Here is a 21,666-nt window from a genome sequence, read left to right as displayed (position 1 = left end):
GCCATGACTACCATTCAAGAACGTGTCACCACCACGGCGCCTGTGGTGAAGCGGAAGAAGCGCGACTGGTCAGTGGCCATCCGCGTGGTTGTCTTGCTGATCGCGTCCGTGTTTATCCTGGGCCCGGTGTTGTGGACACTGTCCACCTCGCTGCGACCGCCGTCGGAATCCTTCCAGCTGCCGCCCGCCTTCCTGCCGCTGAACCCTGACCTGACCTCCTACGAGCAAGTGTTCAAGCAGCTCAACATCGTGGCGCTGGTGGTGAACAGTGCGTTGGTGACCGGTTTGATCGCGGTGGGTCAAATGATCACCGCCGCACTGGCCGGCTACGCGTTTGCGCACCTTCGCTTCAGGGGTAAGGGAGCGCTGTTCTCGATCGTGCTGGCCACCATGATGGTGCCGGCGCAGGTCACCATAGTTCCCGTGTTCATGCTGATCCGCGGCGTTGGGCTCTCCGACACACTGCTGGCGCTGATCATTCCGGCCATCCCGACGGCGTTCGGCACCTTCCTGATGCGCCAGTACTTCATGGGGTTGCCGGGTGAGCTCGCTGAAGCGGCTGCGATCGACGGGGCCTCGCCGTGGCGGACGTTCCGTTCCGTGTACGCACCGCTGGCAATGCCCGGCCTGGCAATTGTGGGCATCCTGGCGTTCAACTTCCACTGGAACGAATTCTTCAGGCCACTGATCATGACCATCTCCGAGCAGAACTTCACCCTGCCTCTGGGCTTGGTCTCGCTCCAGGGCAACCTCGGCACCGGAAGCATCTCCGTGGTCTTGGCCGGCGTTGTCCTCTCCATGATTCCCGCGCTGGTGGTGTTCATGTTCGGCCAGCGTGCACTGCAGGACGGACTCACCGCAGGCACAGGCAAATAGTTTCTGCTTCATCATTTTGAAAGGGGCTCCGTTGACGGACCTTGCACTCTCTTCCTCTCTTGTCTCCGCCTCTTTGCACGCGGACCCGGCGTTTCCGCGCTTCCACCCGCGGCCCGCGCAGGGCTGGATCAACGATCCCAACGGCATCAGCTACATCAACGGCCGGTACCACGTGTTCTTCCAGTACAACCCCTCGTCCGCACGGCACTCGCACATCAACTGGGGCCATGTCAGCTCCCCGGACTTAGTGCGTTGGGAAGAACACCCGGTAGCGCTTGCTCCGCAGGCAGGCGGGCCGGACTCCGCCGGATGCTGGACCGGCGTGGTGACGTTGGATGATGGCGTGCCAACCGCTTGTTATTCGGGTATCCAGGACCACGGCGGGCACTCGCAGGTAGTGATCGCGCGCGGCTCCGCCGATCTTGTTTCCTGGGAGCAGGACGGGCACGTTGCTGCGTCCATGCCCGAAGATCCGCTGGTTACGGCTGTGCGGGACCCTTTTATTTTCTGGTTTGGCGGTGCACGTTACGCCATGCAGGGAGCAGGTCTTGCCGACGGCCGCGCCGCCTTGCTGCTGTACTCCGTTTCGGATCTGAATTCCTGGGAGTACAAGGGGATCTGGCTCACCAGCGACCACCCCGTGGCCGCAGCCCACACTCCGGCCGAAATCTGGGAATGCCCGCAGCTGGTGGAAGTGCCCGTAGCTTCGGGAGGCTCCGCCTGGGTGATGATGTTCTCCCTGTGGCTATCAGGTGATGACCACGAGCACGCCAACGGGGTAGGGCACCTCATCGGTTCCCTGTCGGCGGACCCTGAGACCGGGCTGCCGGTGTTTGCGCCTTCCTCCGGTGGGAAGTCCGATCTTGGCCGCGACTTCTACGCACCTCAGATGATGCAGCTCGCGTATGGTTCGGCTGAGTCTTCTCCTGCTGCTGAGCCTGCTGCGATGCTGTGGGGTTGGGCCAACGAAGGGCCGGGACGTGATGGCCGCCGGGGGCGCACGCAAGAAGAAATCGACGACGCCGGGTGGTCGGGTGTGCTGACTCATCCCCGCGTTGTGTCGGTGGTTGACGGGGCGCTGGTGGTGGCTCCTGCGCCCGAGGTCGAGGCGTACCGGGGTGCTTCTGTGGCTGCGGGTGCTGCCGGGTCCGTTGAGCTTCCGGGGTTCGCCGAAGTGCTGGTCCGTGGTGCTGCTGGTGCTGGTTCCGGTGCCGGCTCTGTGGAGCTCGTGCTTGGTTCGGGGGCCGACGCTCAGGTGGTTTACTCGGGCTCCCTGGCCCCCGGCGAAGAGTTGCGAATTTTCATCGATGCATCCCTTGTGGAGGTATACCGTTCAGGTTCAGTCGCCACTACCCTCCGGGCCTACCCGGCTCCGGGGGAGGAATGGCAGCTCACGTTGCCCGACGGCGCGACTGCCGACGCGTGGGAGTTGACGCTCCCAGCGTAGGCGGCAGGCCGGCGTCGTACTTTCGTTGTGGGGCCTGTTTTGCGTGTTTGCGGGTTGGTTTGGGGCGCAGAGTGGGCCTCACAACGTGGGTGGGGTGCGTTGTGGGGCCTGTTTTGCGTGTTTGTGGGTTGGTTTGGGGCGCAGAGTGGGCCTCGCAGGAAGGCGGGTGTCAGCGGGTGGGCACGGGGCCGGTCGACTCACGCACCACGAGACGGCAGGGGACCATCGTTTCGATCGGAGTCTCGTTTCTTGGCTCGCCCGTGCCCTCGATCGCGTCCAGCAGCGTGGTCATTGCGGCGCGGCCGATCTCCCGTAGGGGCAACGCCATGGTGGTGAGGGAGGGAACCATGGTGTCGGCGATCCGGGTTTCGTCGTCGTAGCCCATGATGGACAGGTCCTCGGGAACTCTGAGTCCCAGGCGCGCTGCGGCGAGGGTTACGCCAACCGCCAGGCGATCGTTCGCGCACATGATGGCTGTGGGCCGATCGGCGGGGGACACGCCGTCGAGCACTTTCATAGCGCCGCGGAAGCCGGCGTCGATGTCCCAGCCGGCCATGAAGATCCGGTCCTCATGGACCGGTAGCCCGGCCGCGGCGTGTGCGTCACGGTAACCCTGAACGCGGAGAGGCGCCGCGGGCGAATCCTCTGACCCGGCAAGCAGCGCGATGTCCCGGTGGCCAAGCTCCAACAGGTGCTCAGTGGCCTCCCTGCCACCGGTGACCTCGTCTGGAATCACGTGGTGCAACTGCGGCTGGGGGTGCTCGTCGTAGCAATTGGCCAGAACTGAGGGGACGCGGAGCATCCCGTGCGGAACCTCGATTGGTTTCAGGCCCACGGTCACGTACATGAGCCCATCAACCTGCCGGTCCAGAAGAGTTTCAATGGCGCTCGCATCCCTGGCGGTATCACGTTCGGTGTCCATGACCACGGTGACGAATCCGCGGGCGCGGGCAACGTCGTCGGCGCCACCGATGATGTTGCCGTCAAAGGGGCTGAGCACCACCTCGTCGGAGAGGATGCCGATCACGCGCGACCGCTGATTTCGGAGGCTCAGGGCGATGGCATTGGGGGAGTAATTGAGCTCCTCAGCCGCCTGCCGGATCCGGTCCTGGCTCTCTTTCGCCACGTTCCCGTCTCCACGACCGTTCAGAACCAGCGAGACCGCACTCCTGGAGACACCCGCCTTCTTGGCGACGTCCAGCGCGGTGGCCTTGCGGTTCATTGAAAGTCCTTCCGTCCTTTATTGTCAGCAGTCTACCTAACGCGTGTGAGGTTGCGCCGGAGGCTAGGTCGAGGGCTAGGTTGCGGGGGCTGCTGTCATGCGTTGACCGAGTACCCAAACTGCGAGTACATCGACTGCATGAAGTTGGACATCCAAATGCCGGTAACCACCAGGCTGATAACAATCACGGCGATGCTGGCCCACACCGGCCACAGCCCCCGCTTGGGCGCCACTTTGTTGACGATCACAGAGCGTCCGATCACGTACACCAGTGAGCTGAGGAACGCCCAAGCCCAGTGGAAGGGACGGACGACGCCGGACTTGAGCAGGCGTTGACGGTCCAGGAAAGCGAAAAGCACTGAAAGCCCGTAGGACAGGAAGCTTGCGCCCATCAGCAGGAAATAGCCGGGGGTGTACATGGAGAAGGGGTCCATGGTGGTGACGCCCTGCCGCGTGGTCATCATCCTGAACTCCGGCTGCCAGGTGAGCAGGAGCAGGACAGAGAGCAGCGGCAGCAAGGTTATTGCCCAGATGAACGGGTTGTACACCGGCGCGTCCTGGCTGAGCTCAGGACGTGGCTGCTGAACGGGCGGCTGGAACTGGCCCGGTGCTTGGAACTGGGCGGGCGCTTGGTTGGCTGTCCAGGCGCGTCCGTCCCACCACCGGACGAAACGTGAGTCCGAAGGGTCCGGGTACCAGCCGGGAGGTGTTGTGGAACCGGGCATCGATTGAGTCATTATTCCCCCGCATTGAGTCGTGGTTCTGAGAATATCGCGATTGCGGCCACTCGCTTGCAAAGAGCCCCTCCCCAGACGCCACGTGGCGGTGTATGGATGGAGCATGAGCTTTTTCGATGACCTCCCTCAACAGCCATCGCGTCCGCGTGAACCGCAGCCTCCCCAGCCCGGGTGGTTCGGCCCGCCGTCGGACGAGATGCCTGGCATCGCGCGCGTTGGTGGGTTTGTTTTCAAGAGCCAGCGGATGGTCCTGGTGCTGAAACTGGTGGAGGTTTACTCCACTGGTTGCCTGCTGGACCTGGTCTGGTCCGTGCGGCGGGGCAGCGAATCGGACCAGGAATGGCGGGAGATGGTGGAGGAGAGCTATATCCATCCGCGGTCCAGCATAGACACCAGGACAGGCTTGGAAATAGGTGTTGCTTTGGCAGACGGACGCAAAGCTGTGGCGGCCATTCACGGACCGTCGGCCTTCGAGGACGCCGACGACGTCACTGGCCCCGTGCTAACAACTTTGGGAGGCGGTGGAGGAAGCAACAACTCCGAGTTTGCCCAGTTCACCGGTCGGTACTGGTTGTGGCCGTTGCCGGTTGAGGGGGATACGGCGTTGGTGGCCAAATGGGATGCCCTGGGAATGCCGGAAAGCTTGCTCGTCCTGTCCGCGCAGCAGCTGGCTGACGCAGTGGGCCGGGTGCAAAAGTACTGGAGCGAGTAGCTTTTCCACATAGCCGAAACGGCCTGCATGTTGGGTGGGAGGCCGCCGGTACAGTGGCAATATGCCTGCACTTCCCTCCCTCGAAGACCTCCTCGATTCCGCACACGTAGTCTCGCTGCCCATGCGCGTGAAATTCCGCGGCATCATGGAGCGTGAGACCCTCCTTTTGCGTGGACCGCTCGGCTGGGGTGAGTTCTGTCCTTTCCCCGAATACGACGACGACGAATCCTCCCGTTGGTTGGCCGCAGCACTGGAAGCGGGCTGGCTGGGTTTCCCCTCACCATTGCGGGACAAGATCCCCGTCAACGCCACAGTTCCCGCCGTCGCTGCGGAGCGCGTGCCTGAGGTGCTGGCGCGCTTCGGGCGGGTGGACGCCGTCAAGATCAAAGTTGCAGAGCGGGGACAGGAACTGGCGGACGACGTCGCCAGGGTGAATGCAGTACGCGAGGCCCTTCCTGACGCTGCCATCCGGGTGGATGCCAACGGGGGATGGGACTTAGAGCAAGCCGTGGAAGCGCTGAGCAAACTCTCCGCGGTTGGGCTTGAGTATGCCGAACAGCCCGTTCCCACCATCGAAGGCCTCGCTGAGGTCCGGCGTCGGCTGTCTGCTGCAGGCACGCCGGTCCTGATCGCCGCGGACGAGAGTGTCCGCAAGGAAGAGGACCCCCTTCGTGTTGCCCGGGCCGGCGCGGCTGACCTGATCGTAGTTAAGGTCGCCCCACTCGGGGGAGTAGCGCGTGCACTGGACATTGTGGAGCAATCCGGGCTGCCCGCCGTCGTAAGTTCCGCCTTGGACACTTCCGTGGGCATCCGTGCCGGCCTGGCGCTCGCAGCCACGCTGCCGTCACTCCCTTATGCCTGCGGCCTTGGCACCGTTTCGCTGTTTGCTTCGGACATCACGCTGGACCCGCTGGTGGCCAACGACGGCGCCATCCAGTTGCGCGATACCGTTGCCGATCCTGGCCTGCTGGAGCAGTATGCGGCACCGGGGGACCGTCGGGACTGGTGGCTGGACCGGCTCCGCCGCGTGCACTCAGTGCTGGCGCGAAACCAGCATGGTTTGTTCACCGGGGATTAACCAGAGAGACCTCTCAGCTTTGGATTCCGCTGACAGGCTCAGCGGGAACCTCGTACATCCTCTGGAAGGTCTACCCCCATGTCTGAAACCACCGGACGCACGTTTGCGCTGCTCCCCATGCTTGGCCACACCAAAGGCAAGCGCAGTCCCGTGACGTGCGCACTGAAATGCGACAACGCCTGCTCGGGCGACGTCTGCAATACCACCGCCAACGGTTACTTCCGCGACATCGCTTCAACGGCCATGTCCCGTCGCGCCGCCCTTGGGCTTGGCGCCGCAGGAGCGCTCGCGATCGTGCTTGGTGGTGCTGTTACTGGTGGTGACGCTGCCGTGGCCGACTCGGGCAACGGGCTCTCCGATGCCGCTAAGAAGGGTTTCGACAAGTCCAAGCTCAAGTTCACCGCCATCAAGCCCGTTGACGCAGCGGTGGATGCCTTCACCGTGCCTGAAGGGTTCGACTGGAAGCCGGTCATCCGCTGGGGCGACCCCCTCTTCGCCGACTCACCGGCCTTTGACATTAATGCGCAGACCGCTGCGGCGCAGGCACGCCAGTTCGGCTACAACAACGACTACACGGACATTCTGCCGATTCCCGGTTCCAAAGATCGCCGTGCCGTCCTGTTCAGCAACCACGAGTACACCAACGAGAACATCATGCTCCCGGAGGGCTTCGACCCCGCCGAGGCGCGCGCGATCGGTCGCGCAGGGCATGGGTTGGCCGTGGTGGAACTGGAACGTAAGAACAAGAACAAGCCGTGGAACTACGTTCAGGGCGCACCGTTGAACCGACGCTTCCTCACGGACACCACATATGAGCTGACCGGACCGGCGGCCGGCACGAACCTGGTCAAGACCATCGACGACCCCGCTGGCCGCTGGATCAAGGGCACTCTTGGTAACTGCGCAGGCGGCACCACCCCATGGGGAACCATCCTCTCCGGCGAAGAGAACTTCAACGGCTACTTCGCTGCCCCAGGCACCAGTGAGGGCGATAAGCGCTACGGAATTTCCGCCAAAGCCACCACGCGCCAGTGGGAGCTCGACGAGCCGCGCTTTGATACCCGCAACGCCGGCTATGCCAACGAGACCAACCGCTTCGGCTGGATCGTGGAAGTGGACCCGTTTGATCCCACCTCCACTCCCAAGAAGCACTCCGCCATGGGCCGCTTCAAGCACGAGGGCGCCAACGTCATCGTCGCTCCTTCCGGCCGCGTAGTGGCTTACATGGGCGACGACGAGCGCTTTGACTACCTGTACAAGTTCGTCTCCAAGGGCAAGTACCAGGCTGGTGACTCAAAAGAGGCCCGCAAGAACAACATGAACCTGCTTTCCGAAGGCGACCTCTACGTAGCTCGCTTCACGGGCGACTCTCCCGCAGACATCGACGGCACCGGCAAGCTCCCCGCCGACGGCTCATTTGATGGCACCGGTGAATGGCTTCCTCTGGTGGTCAACGGAACCTCGGCTGTGCCGGGCATGACCGTGCCGGAAGTTCTGGTCTACACCCGCCTCGCCGCTGACAAGGTTGGCCCCACCAAGATGGACCGTTGCGAGGACGTGGAGCCCAACCCGCGTACGGGCAAGGTTTACGTCGCCTGCACCAACAACACGGACCGCGGCAAGCCGGGCAAGGAAGGCGCCACCGAGGTTAACCCGCGCAACCTGAACCGTGACGGCCACGTCGTGGAGATCACCGAAGGACGCGAGCAAACGGGCACCAAGTTCAACTGGAACCTCCTTTTGGTTGCCGGAGACCCTGCCAAGAACACGTCCACCTACTTCTCCGGATTCCCGGCCGATAAGGTGTCGCCTATCTCCTGCCCGGACAATGTTGCCTTCGACTCCGTGGGCAACCTCTGGATCTCCACCGACGGTGCTCCCGGCACCATCGGCTACGCGGACGGGCTGTTCAAGGTCACCCTTGAGGGCCCTGAGCGCGGCAAGGTGGAGCAGTTCCTCGCTGTCCCGCGCGACGCCGAAACCTGTGGTCCCATCATTCACGACGAAGAACGGACCGTTTTCGTCGCCGTCCAGCACCCTGGTGAGGATGGCACGTTTGCAGCCCAGAACTCCTTCTTCCCGGACTACGTTCCGGCCGGAGCAACACCCGCCGCCGGTGCAGTACGGGCGCCGCGGCCCTCCGTAGTGCAGGTCTTCCGCAAGTAACGCCTGCTCCCAGAAGCTGACGAATGCTCCCCCTACCGGCGTCCCGGGAGGGGGAGCATTCTTCGTTTCCACGCTCTCTCACATCCCGCGTGCTTGGGCCGGTCCCTCTCTCACATCCCGCGTGCTTGGAACCGAACGCTCTATCACCCACGGCTCTCTGGCGGCTTGTGGCGCCGCGGCGTAGGGTCGTTTGGACCATGACAGAACAGCAGCCGTACCATCTGGTCCAGCAATATCCACACTTCGAGCTGCGTCGTTATCCCGCGCATGCACTCGCAGAGGTGCACGTCCACGCCGCGTTTGATCGCGCCGGAAACGAGGCATTCCGTTCTCTCTTCAACTACATCAGCGGCAGCAACACCACCAAGCAGAAGCTGTCCATGACCGCGCCGGTCATTCAAGAGAGCGGAACGTCAGGGGAGCTGGTCATGACGGCACCTGTCCTGCAGAGCGGGCCCATCCCGGGAGATGCCGATGAAGCCTACGTTGTTGCCTTCGTCTTGCCAGTCGGAGTGACAGCAGAGACTGCCCCTGTGCCCGACGACCGTAAGGTCAAGATCCGTGACGTACCAGGGGCGCTATCCGCAGTAGCACGGTTCACGGGCAACGGATCGGCCGCGGCCTTTCAGCGCCATACAGTAGCGCTGACGGAGGCACTTCAGCTGGCTGCTTTAACCCCGATCGGTTCGCCTAGGTTCGCGCGCTTCGACCCTCCCTTCAAGCCGTGGTTCCTCCGCCATAACGAGGTAGTCCTGGACGTCAAGGAAGCCTAACGGCATCTGGGTGAGAGACGGTTGGCCGGAAGGGCTAGTGATGTGGGAGACGGTTGGCCGGAAGGGCTAGTGATGTGAGCGAGCGTTTGGTTCCGGCGGCGCCAATAGACTGGAACGGTGACTTCCCAGGACTCTCTGACATCCATCGGTGCCGCACGGATCGCCGTTACGGCACTGCTCGACGGCGGTGTGCGGCACGTGGTGGTAGCGCCCGGTTCACGTTCTGCACCCATGGCCTACGCGCTCGCGGAAGCTGAAGCCGCAGGTCGCGTCCGGATCCACGTCCGCATCGACGAGCGGGATGCTGGATTTACCGCGCTGGGACTCGCACTCTCCACGCAGGCTCCCGTGGCGGTGGTGACCACCTCCGGGACAGCGGTGGGCAACCTGCTTCCCGCTGTTATGGAGGCCAATCATTCAGCCGTTCCCGTTGTGGTGATTTCCGCTGACCGTCCCGAAGAACTCCACGGCACCGGGGCAAACCAGACCACCATCCAACTGGACCTTTTCGGCGACCACGTGAGATTCGCCGTCGACGTCCCCGCAGGCGACCATCCCCAGAAGGCCCTTGCTACTGCGCTCTACGCGGCCACCGGCGCCCTCGAAAATACCCCTCCCGGCCCTGTCCAAGTGAACCTCGCCTTCCGCGATCCCTTGGTACCGGCCGACGGCGACTCCCTTCCCGCAGAAGCGGGCCGGGGCGTGTTCCATTACGACGCCGGACCCCAGGCGCTGGAACTTCCGGCGGCATCAAGCGAACTCGCCGAGCGACGCACCGTGGTCCTGGCCGGCCACGACGCCGGGCCCGTCGCCGAAGCCTTCGCCCGCGCCCACGGACTGCCCCTGCTGGCAGAACCTTCATCCAACGCCCGTTTCGGGCCAAACGCTGTTGGGCCATACCGGGTCCTGCTTGCACATTTTGGCCCTGATTCGCCTGCGCCAATCGAGCGGGTTGTCCTGTTCGGTCGGGCGACCCTGTCCCGCCCCGTGGCTGCCCTGCTGGCGCGTGCATCTGTTGAATCCGCCATTTACCAGCCCGTCCCCGTTGCTTGGTATGAAGAAGGTCGGCGCCGCGAAACACCTCTCGAAACCCTGCCGGAGCTAGCCGATTTCGCTGGCCGTGGCTCTGCCGAGTGGCTCGATTCCTGGCTCCTCGCGGGTGCGGCCGCCCAGCACGGCCTTGATGGGGTGCTGGTGGGGGAGAGCCTCGCGAACGGTCCGTCAGTGGGCGCCACGGTCTGGGAGCACTCCCGCGGACAGCTGGTGCTCGGTTCCTCCAACGGCATCCGCGACGTCGACCTCGCTGGCCAACCTCACACCCAACCCATCGCCACGGTTTACGCCAACCGCGGCCTCGCAGGCATCGACGGAACCATCGCCACAGCCACCGGAATCGCCCTGGGTAGCGGCCGCGAAACCACGGTCCTGCTTGGCGACGTCACCTTCCTTCACGACGCCGGCGGACTCCTTCTCGGCCACGGAGAACCCTTGCCGGACCTCCGGATCGTGGTGCTCAACGACTCCGGCGGTGCCATTTTCAGCCTTCTCGAACACGGGGTGGTGGAGGACTCTGGGGCCTACGGCACCGCCGTCGAACGTCTCTTCGCTACTCCGCACTCAGTGGACATCGCGGCACTCGCGGCGGCTTACGGCGTCGGACACCAAGCAGTAACCACGACGGCGGAACTCGTCGCGGCTCTCAAGTCACCACTGAAGGGGCGCACCATCGTGGAAGTGCGTGTGGACCGGGCGGGTTTAAGGGCACTCCATGCGCGGATCAAGGAAGCTATCTCGGCTGCGGTGGGCCAAGTCCTGACGGCGGGCTAACCCCGGTCCGGCCCACCTCGCTACCGTTGCCGCCGATCGCACCCGTAACCGCTGGTGCGAACGGCGCGAAAAGGTGCGCCACAGGGGAAGGAGTGGTGCGCCGTGCGCGAAGGGGTGCGCCGCCGCCGTCGTACTTCACCAGGACAGCCAAATCTAGGGGCACCCACATTCCTAGGTGACGCAGAAACGGGAGGGTGACACCCGAAGATGGGTGTCACCCTCCCGTTTGGGTGGCGCTAAAGACTATGCGCGGCGTCAGTCCAGAAGGGGTTAGTCCTCCACCACGTCAATGTGCGTGGGGTCGAGGACGCGGCGCAGGAACTCCTTGGTGCGCGGCTGCGTGGGGGCGCTGATCACGTTTTCGGCGGGCCCTTCTTCCACCACAACACCGGCGTCCATGAAGACCACGCGGTCCGCAACTTCGCGGGCGAAGCCCATCTCGTGAGTAACCACCAACATGGTCATGCCTTCTTGGGCCAGCTTGCGCATGACAGCCAGGACGTCGCCCACGGTTTCGGGGTCGAGAGCGGACGTGGGCTCATCGAAAAGCATGAGCTGCGGGTCCATGGACAGTGCGCGCGCGATAGCCACACGCTGCTGCTGGCCACCGGAGAGTTGGTCCGGGAAACGGTCGGCGAGGTGTCCCAGGCCAACGCGTTCCAGGTTGTGGCGTGCCACCCCTGCGGCCTCGGACTTGGAGCGCTTGAGGACCTTCATCTGCGAGATGGTGCAGTTGTCCAGGACGCTCAGGTGCGGGAACAGGTTGAAGTGCTGGAACACCATTCCAACGTTCCGGCGCATCCGGTTGAGGTCAACGTCCGGGTCGGTGGCCTCGAATTCGCCCACGTTGATGGTGCCGGCGTTGGGCTGTTCAAGCAGGTTCACGCAGCGGAGGAGGGTGGACTTGCCCGAACCCGAAGGCCCGATCAGGCAAACAACCTGACCCGGTTCAACGGTCAGCGAGATGCCTTTGAGGACCTCGTTGCTGCCGTAGGACTTGCGCAGATCCTTGATATTTACACCGGCGGCTTGAACGGTGGACGTGCTCCCAGTGGAGTTATTCATGACTGTCCTGCCTATCGCTTAGTCCGCGCGGAGCGGCTTTCGAACTTCCGTGCCAGGAGGCTCAACGGGATGGTGATGACCAGGTAGAAGGCGCCGGCTACGAGCAGTGGCGTCAGGCCTGCACCAAGGCTGGAGATGCCGTCGCGGCCAAACTTGGTGAGCTCGTACTGGGAAGCGGTGAGGCCAAGGACGTAGATCAGCGAGGAGTCCTTGGTGAGCAGGATGATCTCGTTGGTCAGGGGCGGCAGGACAATCTTGAATGCCTGCGGGATGACGATTGAGATCATGGCCCGCCAGTGCGGCATGCCCAGCGAACGGGCTGCTTCCATCTGGCCCTTGGGCACAGCCTGCAGGCCGGCTCGCAAGGTTTCGGCGATGTAGGCCGAGGCCACCATGCCCAGCGAAACCATGACCACGATGTTGACGTCCCACTGGACACCGAACGCCAGCGGTACGCCGTAGCCGAAAGCGATGAAGACCAGCAGCGCGGGAACGCCCCGGAAGAACTCGATGTATCCGGTGGCGAGCCAGCGGTACAGCGGGAACGAGGAGAGCTTCATCAGGGCCAGCAGAAGGCCGCCTGACAAACCCACTACGAAGGCCAGGGCCGTGTAGATGAGGGTGTTCTTGAGTCCCACCAGGAAGATGTCCGGGAACATCGGCCCGATCTTGGAGAAGTTGAAGACGCTGGTGCCAATCGTCTTCCAGTCCACAGCAAGGATCACCGCGGCCACGGCCACGACGAATATTCCGGCCTGGACGTACAAACTGACTTTGGCTCGTTGACGTGCAGTCATTGCCATGGGGTTCTCACATTCATGTTGCGCAGGTGGGGCCCCGAAAGGACCTGAACAGATCGTTTCGGGGCCCGCCTACGTGATCTTGGGAGCCGGGGCTCGGACTACTTGGTGGCTTCGCCGAACCAGGTGGTCTCGAACTTCTTCAGGGTGCCGTCATCGGTGATGCGCTTCAGGGTGGCGTTCACGGCATCAGCCATGGCGGTGTTGCCCTTCTTGATGGAGATGCCCAGCTTCTCGCCCGTTGCGTAGTCTTCAACGCGCTTGAGGTTGGAATCGTCCTTGATGGCGTAGCCAAGGACGGACTGGTTGCCGACGGCGGCGTCGATGGTGCCGGCCTTGAGGGCCTGGACCAGGAGGCCGGAGTCTTCGAACTGCTGTGCGTCGATTCCCTTGTCCTTGGCGTACTGGGCGCCGGTGGTGGCCTGCTGGACGCCCACCTTCTTGCCCTTGGCGCCGTCGATGTTGGAGATGCCGGAGGACGAGGTGGCCACGAGGGTCAGGTCGTCGTCCAGGTACGGGGTGGAGAAGTCCATGACGCTCTTGCGGACGTCCGTGATGGAGATCGAGGAGATGGAGACGTCGCAACCGGTCAGTGCGGTGCCGGTCTCGATTGCTTCGAAGGAGCTGTCCACCACGTTGAGTTCTGCCTTGACGTCCTTGGCGATCTCGGCGGCGATGTCCATATCGAAGCCGACAATCTTTCCGTCCTTCTGGAATTCAAAAGGCTCGTAGGGAACGTCCGAGCACACCGTGAGTTTGCCGGCATTGATGAGCTTGAGACCTGACTCCGAGGACGCGGCGGGGGTGGAGGAACCACCACAGGCGGTCAGGGCCAGGGCGCCGGCTGCGAGCACGGCGGCAATCTTGGTGCCGGACAGAACCGAACGGGAGATCTGCATGTTGTTTACCTTTTGTTGCGGTGGATGCTGAACTGAGTCGGTTTTAGTGTAGCGCCGAACGTGAGATGTGCATCACAGGAAACGAAGTTTCACTATTGGATAACAAGTTTACGCACTAATCAACCACCGCAGCAGAGCCGGTGTCTGGAATCCCAGATTTAGCGCTGGATGCCCAGCGCTTCCAGCATCGGCCGGAACTTAGCCCACGTTTCCGCCAATTCGGCCTCCGGCACAGACCCTTCCACGATCCCGCAGCCCGCGTACAAGCGCACCGTGTTGGCATCCTCAATGACAGCGCCACGGAGTGCGATGCCCCACTCGCCATTACCGGCAGCGTCCAACCAACCCACCGGCCCGGCGTACGGGCCACGGTCCAAATGCTCCAGTTTGCGGATCAGGGCCCCGGCTACCATCGTGGGCGTTCCGCAGACTGCCGCTGTGGGATGCAGGGCGTTGATCAGAGCCAGGCAGGTAGGAACGTGTCCCTCAATGTCAGCCAGCTCCGCCTTCACGTCCGAGGCCAGATGCCACACATTGGGCAGCTCCAGAATGAAGGGCTCACTGTGGGAATTCATCGCCTCGGAGAAAGGGGCGAGCTGCCGGGTCAGTGAATCAATGGCGATCTCGTGCTCGTGACGCTGTTTCTCGGAACCGGCCAGGACCCGTTCGGCATACTCCATGGGGGAGCCGTCCATGCCGTCCGCATCGCGGCGATCCAAGGTTCCAGCCAGCACGCGCGCCTGCGCAGTGCGGCCCTCCACCTGAATCAGCATCTCAGGCGTAGCACCCACGAGTCCGTCGACGCCGTACGTCCAGCATTCGCGGTACCTCGCGGCGAGTTGACGAAGAACCTCAGCGGCGTTGACGCCCTCAGGAAGGTTAGCGACGACGTCGCGCGCCAACACCAGCTTCTCCAGCTTTCCGGCGCGGATTTCCTCCACGCCGTTGGAAACGGCCTGCATCCAGGCGGCCTCACTCAGGGAACCGCGGCTGAGATGACCAGCCGAACCGTTCGCCGCAACAGCGTCCGGTGAGAGTCCGACGTCGGGCCCTCCGGTGGCTGAACCGTTGCCGTTGGGCTCGGGCTCAGTGAGCCAGCGGTCAACTGAGGCGAGGACGCCCGCCTCGGTGAGGGGGCCGTCGTCGAACGTCAGCTGCGTGGCCCAGGCGCGGCCGTCACGGATGCCGATCACGAGTTCGGGGAGGATCAAACGGGACACGTGCGGGGAGGTTTTGGAGAAGGCAAAGGAGCCGAAAGCCACCGGACCGGTGCCCGGAACCTCCACAAGATCCGTGATTTCCGCCTCAATAATGAGGTGCCGCCACCAGATGTCGGCCTCCAGGAATCGCTCGGGACCGGTGGCGTTAAAGCGGGTCAGCTCGCCATAGCCCACCAGGCCGGCCTCGCGGCGGGACCAGCACAGGACGTCGTCCCGCACCAGAAACGACGGCAGCCCCCCGGAGGATGTTTCAACATCGAGGGGGACTGTCAAGGTGCGGAGCGTGCTCGTCATGATGGAACAACAGTACTCCCGAGTTCAGCCAGAATCTGAGCCGACTTCTACAGCGCAGCAAAGTCGCGTGAATGTCTGAGACAATTACAGGGTGAACCGAGCATCCTTGGAAAAGCGTCCGGACGAAGTTGCGACGATGTTTGATGATGTCGCCCCAAAATACGACGTCGTCAATGATGTCCTGTCCATGGGGCAGACGCGGCGTTGGCGCCGGATCGTGGTTGACGCCATGGACGTCAAGGTGGGTCAGAAGGTCCTGGATCTCGCCGCCGGAACGGGAACATCCAGCGAACCCTACGCCGATGCCGGTGTGGACGTGGTGGCATGCGACTTCTCCCTGGGCATGCTCAAAGTAGGCAAACGCCGCCGCCCGGACATCGACTTCATTGCCGGCGACGCCACCAACCTGCCGTTCGCTGACAACAGCTTCGACGCTTCCACCATCTCCTTCGGCCTCCGCAATGTGGTGGAACCCCGCAAGGCGCTCGAGGAAATGCTGCGCGTCACCAAGCCTGGTGGCCGCCTGGTTATCGCCGAGTTCTCCCACCCCGTGGTTCCCCTGTGGCGCAACCTCTATACCGAGTACCTGATGCGCGCGCTCCCGGCCATCGCCACCAAGGTCTCTTCCAACCCGGATGCCTACGTGTACCTCGCCGAGTCCATCCGCGCCTGGCCGGACCAGGACCACCTGGCCCAGTGGCTCAAGGATGCCGGCTGGACGGACGTCACCTACCGCAACCTCAGCGGCGGCATTGTTGCAGTGCACCGTGCGCAAAAGCCCGCCGAGCATCGCGAAAGTGTTCCCGTGGCCAAGCTCCGCCGCCAGATTAAGCCGCGCCACCAAGCCGGCTAACAAGCACAGCCTGTTGATTAGGACGTCGTGAAAGTACTGATTGTTGGCGCGGGCCCGGCCGGGTCCACCGCTGCGTATTACCTCGCCCAGCAGGGCATCGATGTCACGGTGCTGGAAAAGACTTCCTTTCCCCGTGAAAAAGTATGCGGCGACGGCCTGACTCCCAGGGCCGTCCGCGAAATTCAGAAGCTCGGACTGCCGCATGCTGTCTCGGAGGGTTGGAGGCGCAACAAGGGCCTTCGCCTCATTGCCGGCGGCCGCACCATCGAACTGCCATGGCCCGAGGTGGCCGACTTTCCCACCTACGGCCTCATCCGTACCCGCCTCGGTTTCGACGAGGACCTGGCCCGTCACGCCGAGTCCGCGGGCGCCGTCGTGCTTGAACGCCACAGCGTCACCTCCGCATTGACTGCTGAGGATGGACGGGTCATCGGCGCCCAGGCTGCCATCCTGGACGAGTCCGGACGCAAGACGGGCGAAACGCGCGACTTCCACGCCGACGTCGTACTCGCCGCGGACGGTAACTCAACGCGAACTGCGGTGTCGCTGGGCATGCACAAACGCGACGACCGTCCGCTGGGCGTTGCTGTGCGCACCTACTTCACCTCGCCGAGGCACGACGACGACTGGATGGAAGGCTGGCTGGAACTCCCCGGCAAGTCCGGTAAGCCGCTGCCCGGCTACGGCTGGGTGTTCGGCGTTGGCGACGGCACCTCCAACGTGGGCCTGGGAATCCTGAACTCTTCCAAGGAATTCGGCAAGCTCGACTACAAGCAGGTCCTGCGTGAATGGACCGCCGGCATGCCGTCCGATTGGGGCTTCACGCCCGAAAACCAGGTGGGGGAGATCCGCGGCGCAGCACTGCCCATGGGCTTCAACCGCACACCGCACTACTCGCCCGGGCTGCTCCTGCTGGGCGATGCCGGTGGCATGGTGTCCCCGTTCAACGGCGAAGGCATTTCCTACGCGATGGAATCGGCGCGGTTTGCCGCTGAGTTCCTGATTGATGCTTCGTCGCGCTCGGCTTCTGCCGGATGGTCCACGTACGACGCCGATGCTCACCTTTCGCGTTACGCGGACTATGTGCGGGACCAGTGGGGTTCGCACTTCACCTTGGGCCGTATGTTCGCCTCTCTGATCGGCAAGCCTGCCGTGATGAAGCTGGCATTGCGCACGGGCATGCCCATCCCCGTGCTCATGCGCTTTGTGGTTCGCATGCTCGCCAACCTCACGGATCCGTCCGCGAAAGGCTTCGAAGACCGTGTTATCCGCGTCCTCGAGATGCTGGTTCCGGCCACCTCCAACACTTCCTCTGCCCGCGCCCTTACGCCGGCAGGCACCAACACCGCGGTCTCCGCAACAACTAGTTAGGGTTAACCCGTGACGAACTCTGCCGAACACAGCTGGACGCATGCCGGGCACGGCTTGCCGCAGGCTGTTGAGCCTGCTCCCAACACCACCGCGATCGCAACGGGACTCCAGCTGCCCGCCGGATTCGCTGCCATTGCCGGCGATGCCGAGCTGGGCCCGGCCATCACCACCAACCTTGCCAGGGTGGAGAAGAAGCTCCGCGAAGCCATCTCCAACTCGGACCCTCTGGCCGACGCCACGTCGCGCCACCTGGTGGAAGCCGGTGGCAAGCGCATTCGTCCGCTGCTGACTCTGCTGTGCGCCCACCTTGGTGATGCTTCACGCCCCGAAGTTGTTCAGGCCGCTGTTGTAGTGGAACTGACACACCTTGCCACGCTGTACCACGACGATGTGATGGACTCCGCTCCCTTCCGCCGCGGCGCTCCCACTGCCCACGAAGTATGGGGCAACTCGGTGGCCATCCTTACCGGCGACCTCATCTTTGCCCGCGCCTCCATCCTGGTGTCCGAGCTCGGTTCCCGTGCTCTGGGGATTCAGGCGCGTACCTTCGAGCGGCTGTGCCTTGGCCAACTCCACGAAACTGTTGGACCGCGGGAAGACGAAGATCCCGTAGAGCACTATCTGTCCGTCATCGCCGACAAGACCGGCTCGCTGGTAGCAGCATCCGGTCAGCTGGGTGCGATCTTCGCCGGTGCCGACGAGTCCTACGAGGACCTGCTGGTGGAATACGGTGAAAAGGTTGGCGTGGCCTTCCAGCTCGCCGACGACGTCATTGATGTCACCGGTGTAAAGGTCAAGTCCGGCAAGTCCCCGGGCACCGACCTCCGCGAAGGGGTACCCACCCTGCCCGTCCTTCTACTTCGCCGCGATGCTGCTGCGGGGGATGCTTCCGCTGCTGCCCTCCTGGAATTGATCGATGGTGATTTGTCCTCGGATGCTGCCCTTGCCGAGGCAGTGGCCGGGCTGCGCGAGCACCCCGTCACCAACGAGTCCTGGAAGATCGCCCGCCAGTGGTCCGCCGAAGCCGTTGCGGCTCTGGACCCGCTGCCGGAAGGCGTTGTGAAGGCATCGCTGACCAACTTCGCACATGCTGTGGTGGACCGCAGCAGCTAGGTTCCCTCGGTTTCCGGGTTGTGGCTTCCTGACCCTGTTTGAGCGCCTGACGGCCGCTATGCACCCTAAATGGGTTGCATAGCGGCCGTTGCCGTTTCAAACAAGGTCAGGATGCCACTTGGATCACGACGCCGGCACCCACTTTGGCGTCCAGCGCGGCGGTCCGAAATGGCCGGCTTCCCTGTTGCTCAGTACGGCGAGCACCTCAGCCACCATCTTCCTTGGGTGATGGACGACGTCGGAGTAGTAATAGCGAAGGACCAACAGCCCGCCGCGCATGCTGGCATTGTTCCGGTACTGGTCCTTCTTCACTTGCCTGCCTTCCAAGTGAGTCCCGCCGTCGAGCTCGATCACCAGACAACCGTTGATCAGGCAGTCGACTTCGCCAACACCTTGCAGCTGAACGTGCATGCTCACCCTCAGCCCGGCCCTGGTGAAATGCGTATGAGCCAAAACTTCCAGTAACGAATCAGACCTCGGAATGACCAATCCCAGAACTGCCCTAGCTCACTGCGCTTTGAACCATGACCAGCGATTCCAATTCCGGGAGGCATCTGAGGGCATGGATCAGAACGTCGGCTACACCGGCAACAGGCAGGTAGGAATGCGGGGGATGGGTCATCGAGGCGTGGTCAACAATGTCAGGTTTGGCCAGTCCGTTTCCGCAACTCAGATGCAGGGTTGTTGGTTTACGAAGCACCCAAAGGCTGTAGAACTTCGCCGCCGAGATGCACGTCAGGCGGCCATTCGAGCGAAAGGCGGCTACGACGTCGGGGTTTGCTCCTTTGCCTACGTAGACGCCGCGCTGCGGCTTAGACACTGATCCTGAGGCCACCGCGGTTGCCAGTGTTCTTTCTGAGAAGCCGGCGCGTTTCAAGTCCGCGGTCTTGGCGGCACCGTGTCTGATTCGTAGGAATTCGGTGAGGTCCATCATCCATGCTTGCTGCGCTGGAGACTGCCCGGAGCCGGTATTTCGGTCTATGTGGATAACTCCACGAGACCGTAAAGAGCGCGAGATGACCTCGAAATTTCATTGACCTCAAGAGTTGCGCATATGACAGGATTGTCATAAGCTATTCACGGATCCACTAAATGCCTCCGGTGGGTCTGATGCGAACGGAGATTGTGGTCCCGGTTCGGTGCAGCGTATGACTCGTAACGTTGCAGCGAGCCGGGGCCATTCCGTTTAAGCCCGGAAACCTGTGGCTTAGCTCGGAAACCCTGTGGCTTCGTGACCCTCTTTGAACACAAAACAGCCCCTATGCAACCAATGAAGGTTGCATAGGGGCTGATTGTAGATCAAACAGGGTCACGAACCCCCGCGGAAAAGTGAAACTTAGTCTTCGTCGTCGTTGAATGCCCACTCGAACATGTCGAACACGAACTCGGAGAACGTACCTTCTTCGCTCTTCCACTGGCCGCGGGCGTTATTGCGGCGCCAGACGATGGGGTCCGGGATGCTGAGATCGGCGGTGCGGAAGCCCCATGTGAACTGCTCGTCCTCGTCTTCGAGGAACATGAGGAAGCCTTCGTCATCAACTTCGAGTTCCTCAGGGTCCCAGAAGTAGTGGTAAGCCTCCATGAGGTCCTCGCAGCCACCGATTGCAAGGTAGAACTCGCGCAGAACCAGCGGGATGGTGAAGGAGTGATCAGCCAGGGCGTCGTCCAGCTCGGCCGGCGTGAGGCCGTCTTCTTCCTGCCATTCATCCTCGAGATACTTTGGGACCAGCGCGCGGAACTTCTCGAGGAACATGTCAGTCATGCTCTTATCCTAGCTAATCCCGGGGACCTGAAATTGCGCCCCCACCGGTGGCTGCTCGATGCCATCCGCGCACAGCCAACGGCACATACCAACTGCGCCGCCACGCGGTCACCCGGAAAGCGAAAACAACGCCCGCAATGACACAAGCGGTAACCCCGTTGAACAGGCCAAGATTCCACAACAACGTGGTCAAGCCGGCACCCGCGAAGGCCGGCAGCGCATAGATGTCGCGGTTGTTGAACAAGGTAGGTATTTCGTTCGCGGTGATGTCACGGAGCAGGCCTCCGCCCACGGCAGTGGTGACCCCCAGCAGGATCGCGGCCACCGGATTCATGCCCGCGCCGATTGCCTTCAGCGTGCCCGTGATGCAGAACAAGGCCAGCCCGCCGGCGTCGAACAGGGTCAGCAGAGAGGTGAAGCGCTGCACTGAGGAGAACAAGTAGTAAACCAGCAGCGCAGCCAGCAACGGCGGGGCCAGGTACGCGGGGTTGGTAAAAGCGATAGGGGGACCGGCGTTGATCACGATGTCACGGATGACTCCACCGCCCAGTGCCGCGATGGACGCGAGAAGTATGGAGCCCACGAAGTCGAACTGCTTCCTGGCCGCCAACAACGAGCCTGACACAGCAAAAAAGAACACGCCGATGAGGTCAAGCCAAAGAAGAACAATGTCAAAGGAAATCAAGTGGACGGGTTCTTTCTTAACGCGCTTAACAACAGGTGCTGGCTCAACGTTACGCTAGCTCCCATGAACAGCCCCGTTTTGATCGCTTGCGCCCACGGAACCCGCAACGCCGAAGGCCAAGCTGCCATCCGCCGCGTCATGGCCGAAATCGAAGCACTCCGCCCCGGGTTGCGCGTGGTTGAGGCCTACGTGGACGTCCAGGAACCCGAGTTGGGCGGTGTGGTGGAGGGCCTGCCTGAGGGGACTCCCGCCGTCGTCGTACCGCTTTTGCTCTCTACCGGCTTCCACATCAAAGTGGACGTTCCAAAAGCCATCAAGCCCCGGCCCGAAGTAGTGGCCGCCAGGCCGTTGGGGCCGGACCCGCGGTTGGCTGAACTGCTAGCCGCCCACCTGCGTGCGGCTGGGTTGCAGGAGAACGACGGCGTGCTGCTGGCTGCCGCGGGATCGTCCCTGCCGGACGGTTCGGTGGATTCAGAAGAGCAGGCGCGACTCCTCGCCGAGCTGCTGCCGAACAAGGTGCGCGTCGCCTATGGCGCCAGTGCCCAGCCAACAGTGCCCGACGGCGTCGCCTCCTTGCGTGCCGAACTCGCCGAAGACGGTGGGACAGGCCGGGTCTTCATTGCCTCCTACCTCTTGGCTACTGGCTATTTCCATGACCAACTGGCGAAGGCTGGTGCGGACATTGTGGCTGCACCGCTTTTGCCCTCTCCTGTGTTGGCGGAGATCGCGCTGGAACGGTACGACGCAGTGTTGGCTAGCCGCTGAC

General features: G+C 62.9%; 21 protein-coding genes and 1 pseudogene. 11 read left to right on the top strand and 11 right to left on the bottom strand.

Features of this window, described 5'->3' with window-relative positions; genetic code table 11:
- Positions 1–3 precede the first annotated feature (3 nt).
- Together ACIQH5_RS04905 and ACIQH5_RS04900 are read left to right on the top strand one after the other, a co-directional pair.
- The gene (locus ACIQH5_RS04905; protein WP_400400796.1) at positions 4–876 is read left to right on the top strand and encodes a carbohydrate ABC transporter permease; all 873 of its coding nucleotides are present in this window, start codon (positions 4–6) and stop codon (positions 874–876) included.
- Positions 877–907: 31 nt separating this feature from the next.
- Positions 908–2,323: a glycoside hydrolase family 32 protein gene (locus tag ACIQH5_RS04900; RefSeq protein ID WP_400400794.1), complete on the top strand. Its 1,416-nt coding sequence runs from the start codon at positions 908–910 to the stop codon at positions 2,321–2,323.
- Between the two features lie 169 nt (positions 2,324–2,492).
- On the opposite strand, the gene ACIQH5_RS04895 is transcribed toward ACIQH5_RS04900, so the two are convergent.
- Positions 2,493–3,545, bottom strand: coding sequence for a LacI family DNA-binding transcriptional regulator (locus ACIQH5_RS04895; protein WP_400400793.1), 1,053 nt, complete (start codon positions 3,543–3,545; stop codon positions 2,493–2,495).
- A 95-nt stretch (positions 3,546–3,640) separates the two neighbouring features.
- Complete coding sequence (locus tag ACIQH5_RS04890) at positions 3,641–4,282, bottom strand: DUF2510 domain-containing protein (RefSeq protein WP_400400792.1); 642 nt, start codon at positions 4,280–4,282, stop codon at positions 3,641–3,643.
- A gap of 103 nt (positions 4,283–4,385) precedes the next feature.
- Between ACIQH5_RS04890 and ACIQH5_RS04885 the strand changes: the two genes are divergently transcribed.
- From ACIQH5_RS04885 to menD, 5 genes are all read left to right on the top strand, one after another.
- Complete coding sequence (locus tag ACIQH5_RS04885; protein WP_400400791.1) at positions 4,386–4,994, top strand: hypothetical protein; 609 nt, start codon at positions 4,386–4,388, stop codon at positions 4,992–4,994.
- Positions 4,995–5,055: 61 nt separating this feature from the next.
- Complete coding sequence (locus ACIQH5_RS04880) at positions 5,056–6,072, top strand: o-succinylbenzoate synthase (RefSeq protein ID WP_400400789.1); 1,017 nt, start codon at positions 5,056–5,058, stop codon at positions 6,070–6,072.
- Between the two features lie 78 nt (positions 6,073–6,150).
- Positions 6,151–8,238: a PhoX family protein gene (locus ACIQH5_RS04875; protein ID WP_400400788.1), complete on the top strand. Its 2,088-nt coding sequence runs from the start codon at positions 6,151–6,153 to the stop codon at positions 8,236–8,238.
- Positions 8,239–8,435: 197 nt separating this feature from the next.
- Entirely contained in the window at positions 8,436–9,011 is a 576-nt protein-coding gene (locus tag ACIQH5_RS04870; protein ID WP_400400787.1) for an SOUL family heme-binding protein, read from the top strand.
- A gap of 117 nt (positions 9,012–9,128) precedes the next feature.
- Positions 9,129–10,838, top strand: coding sequence for a 2-succinyl-5-enolpyruvyl-6-hydroxy-3-cyclohexene-1-carboxylic-acid synthase (gene menD / locus ACIQH5_RS04865; protein ID WP_400400786.1), 1,710 nt, complete (start codon positions 9,129–9,131; stop codon positions 10,836–10,838).
- A gap of 270 nt (positions 10,839–11,108) precedes the next feature.
- Here the strand turns inward: menD and ACIQH5_RS04860 are convergent, their stop codons facing one another.
- The 4 genes from ACIQH5_RS04860 to ACIQH5_RS04845 form a co-directional block, all read right to left on the bottom strand.
- Positions 11,109–11,903 carry an amino acid ABC transporter ATP-binding protein gene (locus tag ACIQH5_RS04860; protein ID WP_400400784.1) on the bottom strand — a complete coding sequence of 265 codons (795 nt, stop codon included), beginning with the start codon at positions 11,901–11,903 and terminating at the stop codon, positions 11,109–11,111.
- An 11-nt stretch (positions 11,904–11,914) separates the two neighbouring features.
- Positions 11,915–12,706: an amino acid ABC transporter permease gene (locus ACIQH5_RS04855; RefSeq protein ID WP_024817743.1), complete on the bottom strand. Its 792-nt coding sequence runs from the start codon at positions 12,704–12,706 to the stop codon at positions 11,915–11,917.
- Positions 12,707–12,804: 98 nt separating this feature from the next.
- Positions 12,805–13,602: an ABC transporter substrate-binding protein gene (locus ACIQH5_RS04850; protein WP_400400783.1), complete on the bottom strand. Its 798-nt coding sequence runs from the start codon at positions 13,600–13,602 to the stop codon at positions 12,805–12,807.
- A gap of 158 nt (positions 13,603–13,760) precedes the next feature.
- Entirely contained in the window at positions 13,761–15,116 is a 1,356-nt protein-coding gene (locus ACIQH5_RS04845; protein WP_400400782.1) for an isochorismate synthase MenF, read from the bottom strand.
- A 91-nt stretch (positions 15,117–15,207) separates the two neighbouring features.
- Between ACIQH5_RS04845 and ACIQH5_RS04840 the strand changes: the two genes are divergently transcribed.
- The 3 genes from ACIQH5_RS04840 to ACIQH5_RS04830 are packed head-to-tail and all read left to right on the top strand — an operon-like array spanning position 15,208 to position 18,453.
- Positions 15,208–15,969, top strand: coding sequence for a demethylmenaquinone methyltransferase (locus ACIQH5_RS04840; protein WP_043456799.1), 762 nt, complete (start codon positions 15,208–15,210; stop codon positions 15,967–15,969).
- Positions 15,970–15,996: 27 nt separating this feature from the next.
- On the top strand, positions 15,997–17,340 hold the full coding sequence (locus ACIQH5_RS04835) for a geranylgeranyl reductase family protein (RefSeq protein ID WP_400400780.1): 1,344 nt from the start codon (positions 15,997–15,999) through the stop codon (positions 17,338–17,340).
- A gap of 9 nt (positions 17,341–17,349) precedes the next feature.
- A complete protein-coding gene (locus tag ACIQH5_RS04830; protein ID WP_159733426.1) occupies positions 17,350–18,453 on the top strand; it encodes a polyprenyl synthetase family protein in 1,104 nt (367 codons plus the stop codon).
- A gap of 123 nt (positions 18,454–18,576) precedes the next feature.
- Here the strand turns inward: ACIQH5_RS04830 and ACIQH5_RS04825 are convergent, their stop codons facing one another.
- The 5 genes and pseudogenes from ACIQH5_RS04825 to ACIQH5_RS04805 all read right to left on the bottom strand — a co-directional run bounded on the left by ACIQH5_RS04825 (position 18,577) and on the right by ACIQH5_RS04805 (position 20,900).
- Positions 18,577–18,864, bottom strand: a complete 288-nt coding sequence (locus ACIQH5_RS04825) for an endonuclease domain-containing protein (protein ID WP_400400777.1) — start codon at positions 18,862–18,864, stop codon at positions 18,577–18,579.
- A 91-nt stretch (positions 18,865–18,955) separates the two neighbouring features.
- Entirely contained in the window at positions 18,956–19,273 is a 318-nt protein-coding gene (locus tag ACIQH5_RS04820; protein WP_400401089.1) for a hypothetical protein, read from the bottom strand.
- Positions 19,274–19,303: 30 nt separating this feature from the next.
- Positions 19,304–19,384: pseudogene (locus ACIQH5_RS04815) on the bottom strand (hypothetical protein); the annotation flags it as partial.
- A 405-nt stretch (positions 19,385–19,789) separates the two neighbouring features.
- On the bottom strand, positions 19,790–20,215 hold the full coding sequence (locus ACIQH5_RS04810) for a hypothetical protein (RefSeq protein WP_062073394.1): 426 nt from the start codon (positions 20,213–20,215) through the stop codon (positions 19,790–19,792).
- Between the two features lie 13 nt (positions 20,216–20,228).
- Positions 20,229–20,900, bottom strand: a complete 672-nt coding sequence (locus tag ACIQH5_RS04805; RefSeq protein ID WP_024817735.1) for a trimeric intracellular cation channel family protein — start codon at positions 20,898–20,900, stop codon at positions 20,229–20,231.
- Between ACIQH5_RS04805 and ACIQH5_RS04800 the strand changes: the two genes are divergently transcribed.
- Positions 20,901–21,665: a sirohydrochlorin chelatase gene (locus tag ACIQH5_RS04800; protein ID WP_400400775.1), complete on the top strand. Its 765-nt coding sequence runs from the start codon at positions 20,901–20,903 to the stop codon at positions 21,663–21,665.
- Position 21,666 lies beyond the last annotated feature (1 nt).

It is taken from the genome of Paenarthrobacter sp. NPDC091711, from assembly GCF_044756605.1.
GTDB lineage: Bacteria > Actinomycetota > Actinomycetes > Actinomycetales > Micrococcaceae > Arthrobacter.
The sequence above is the reverse complement of the archived record's forward strand: the minus strand, read 5'-3'. Positions and strand labels throughout refer to the sequence as shown.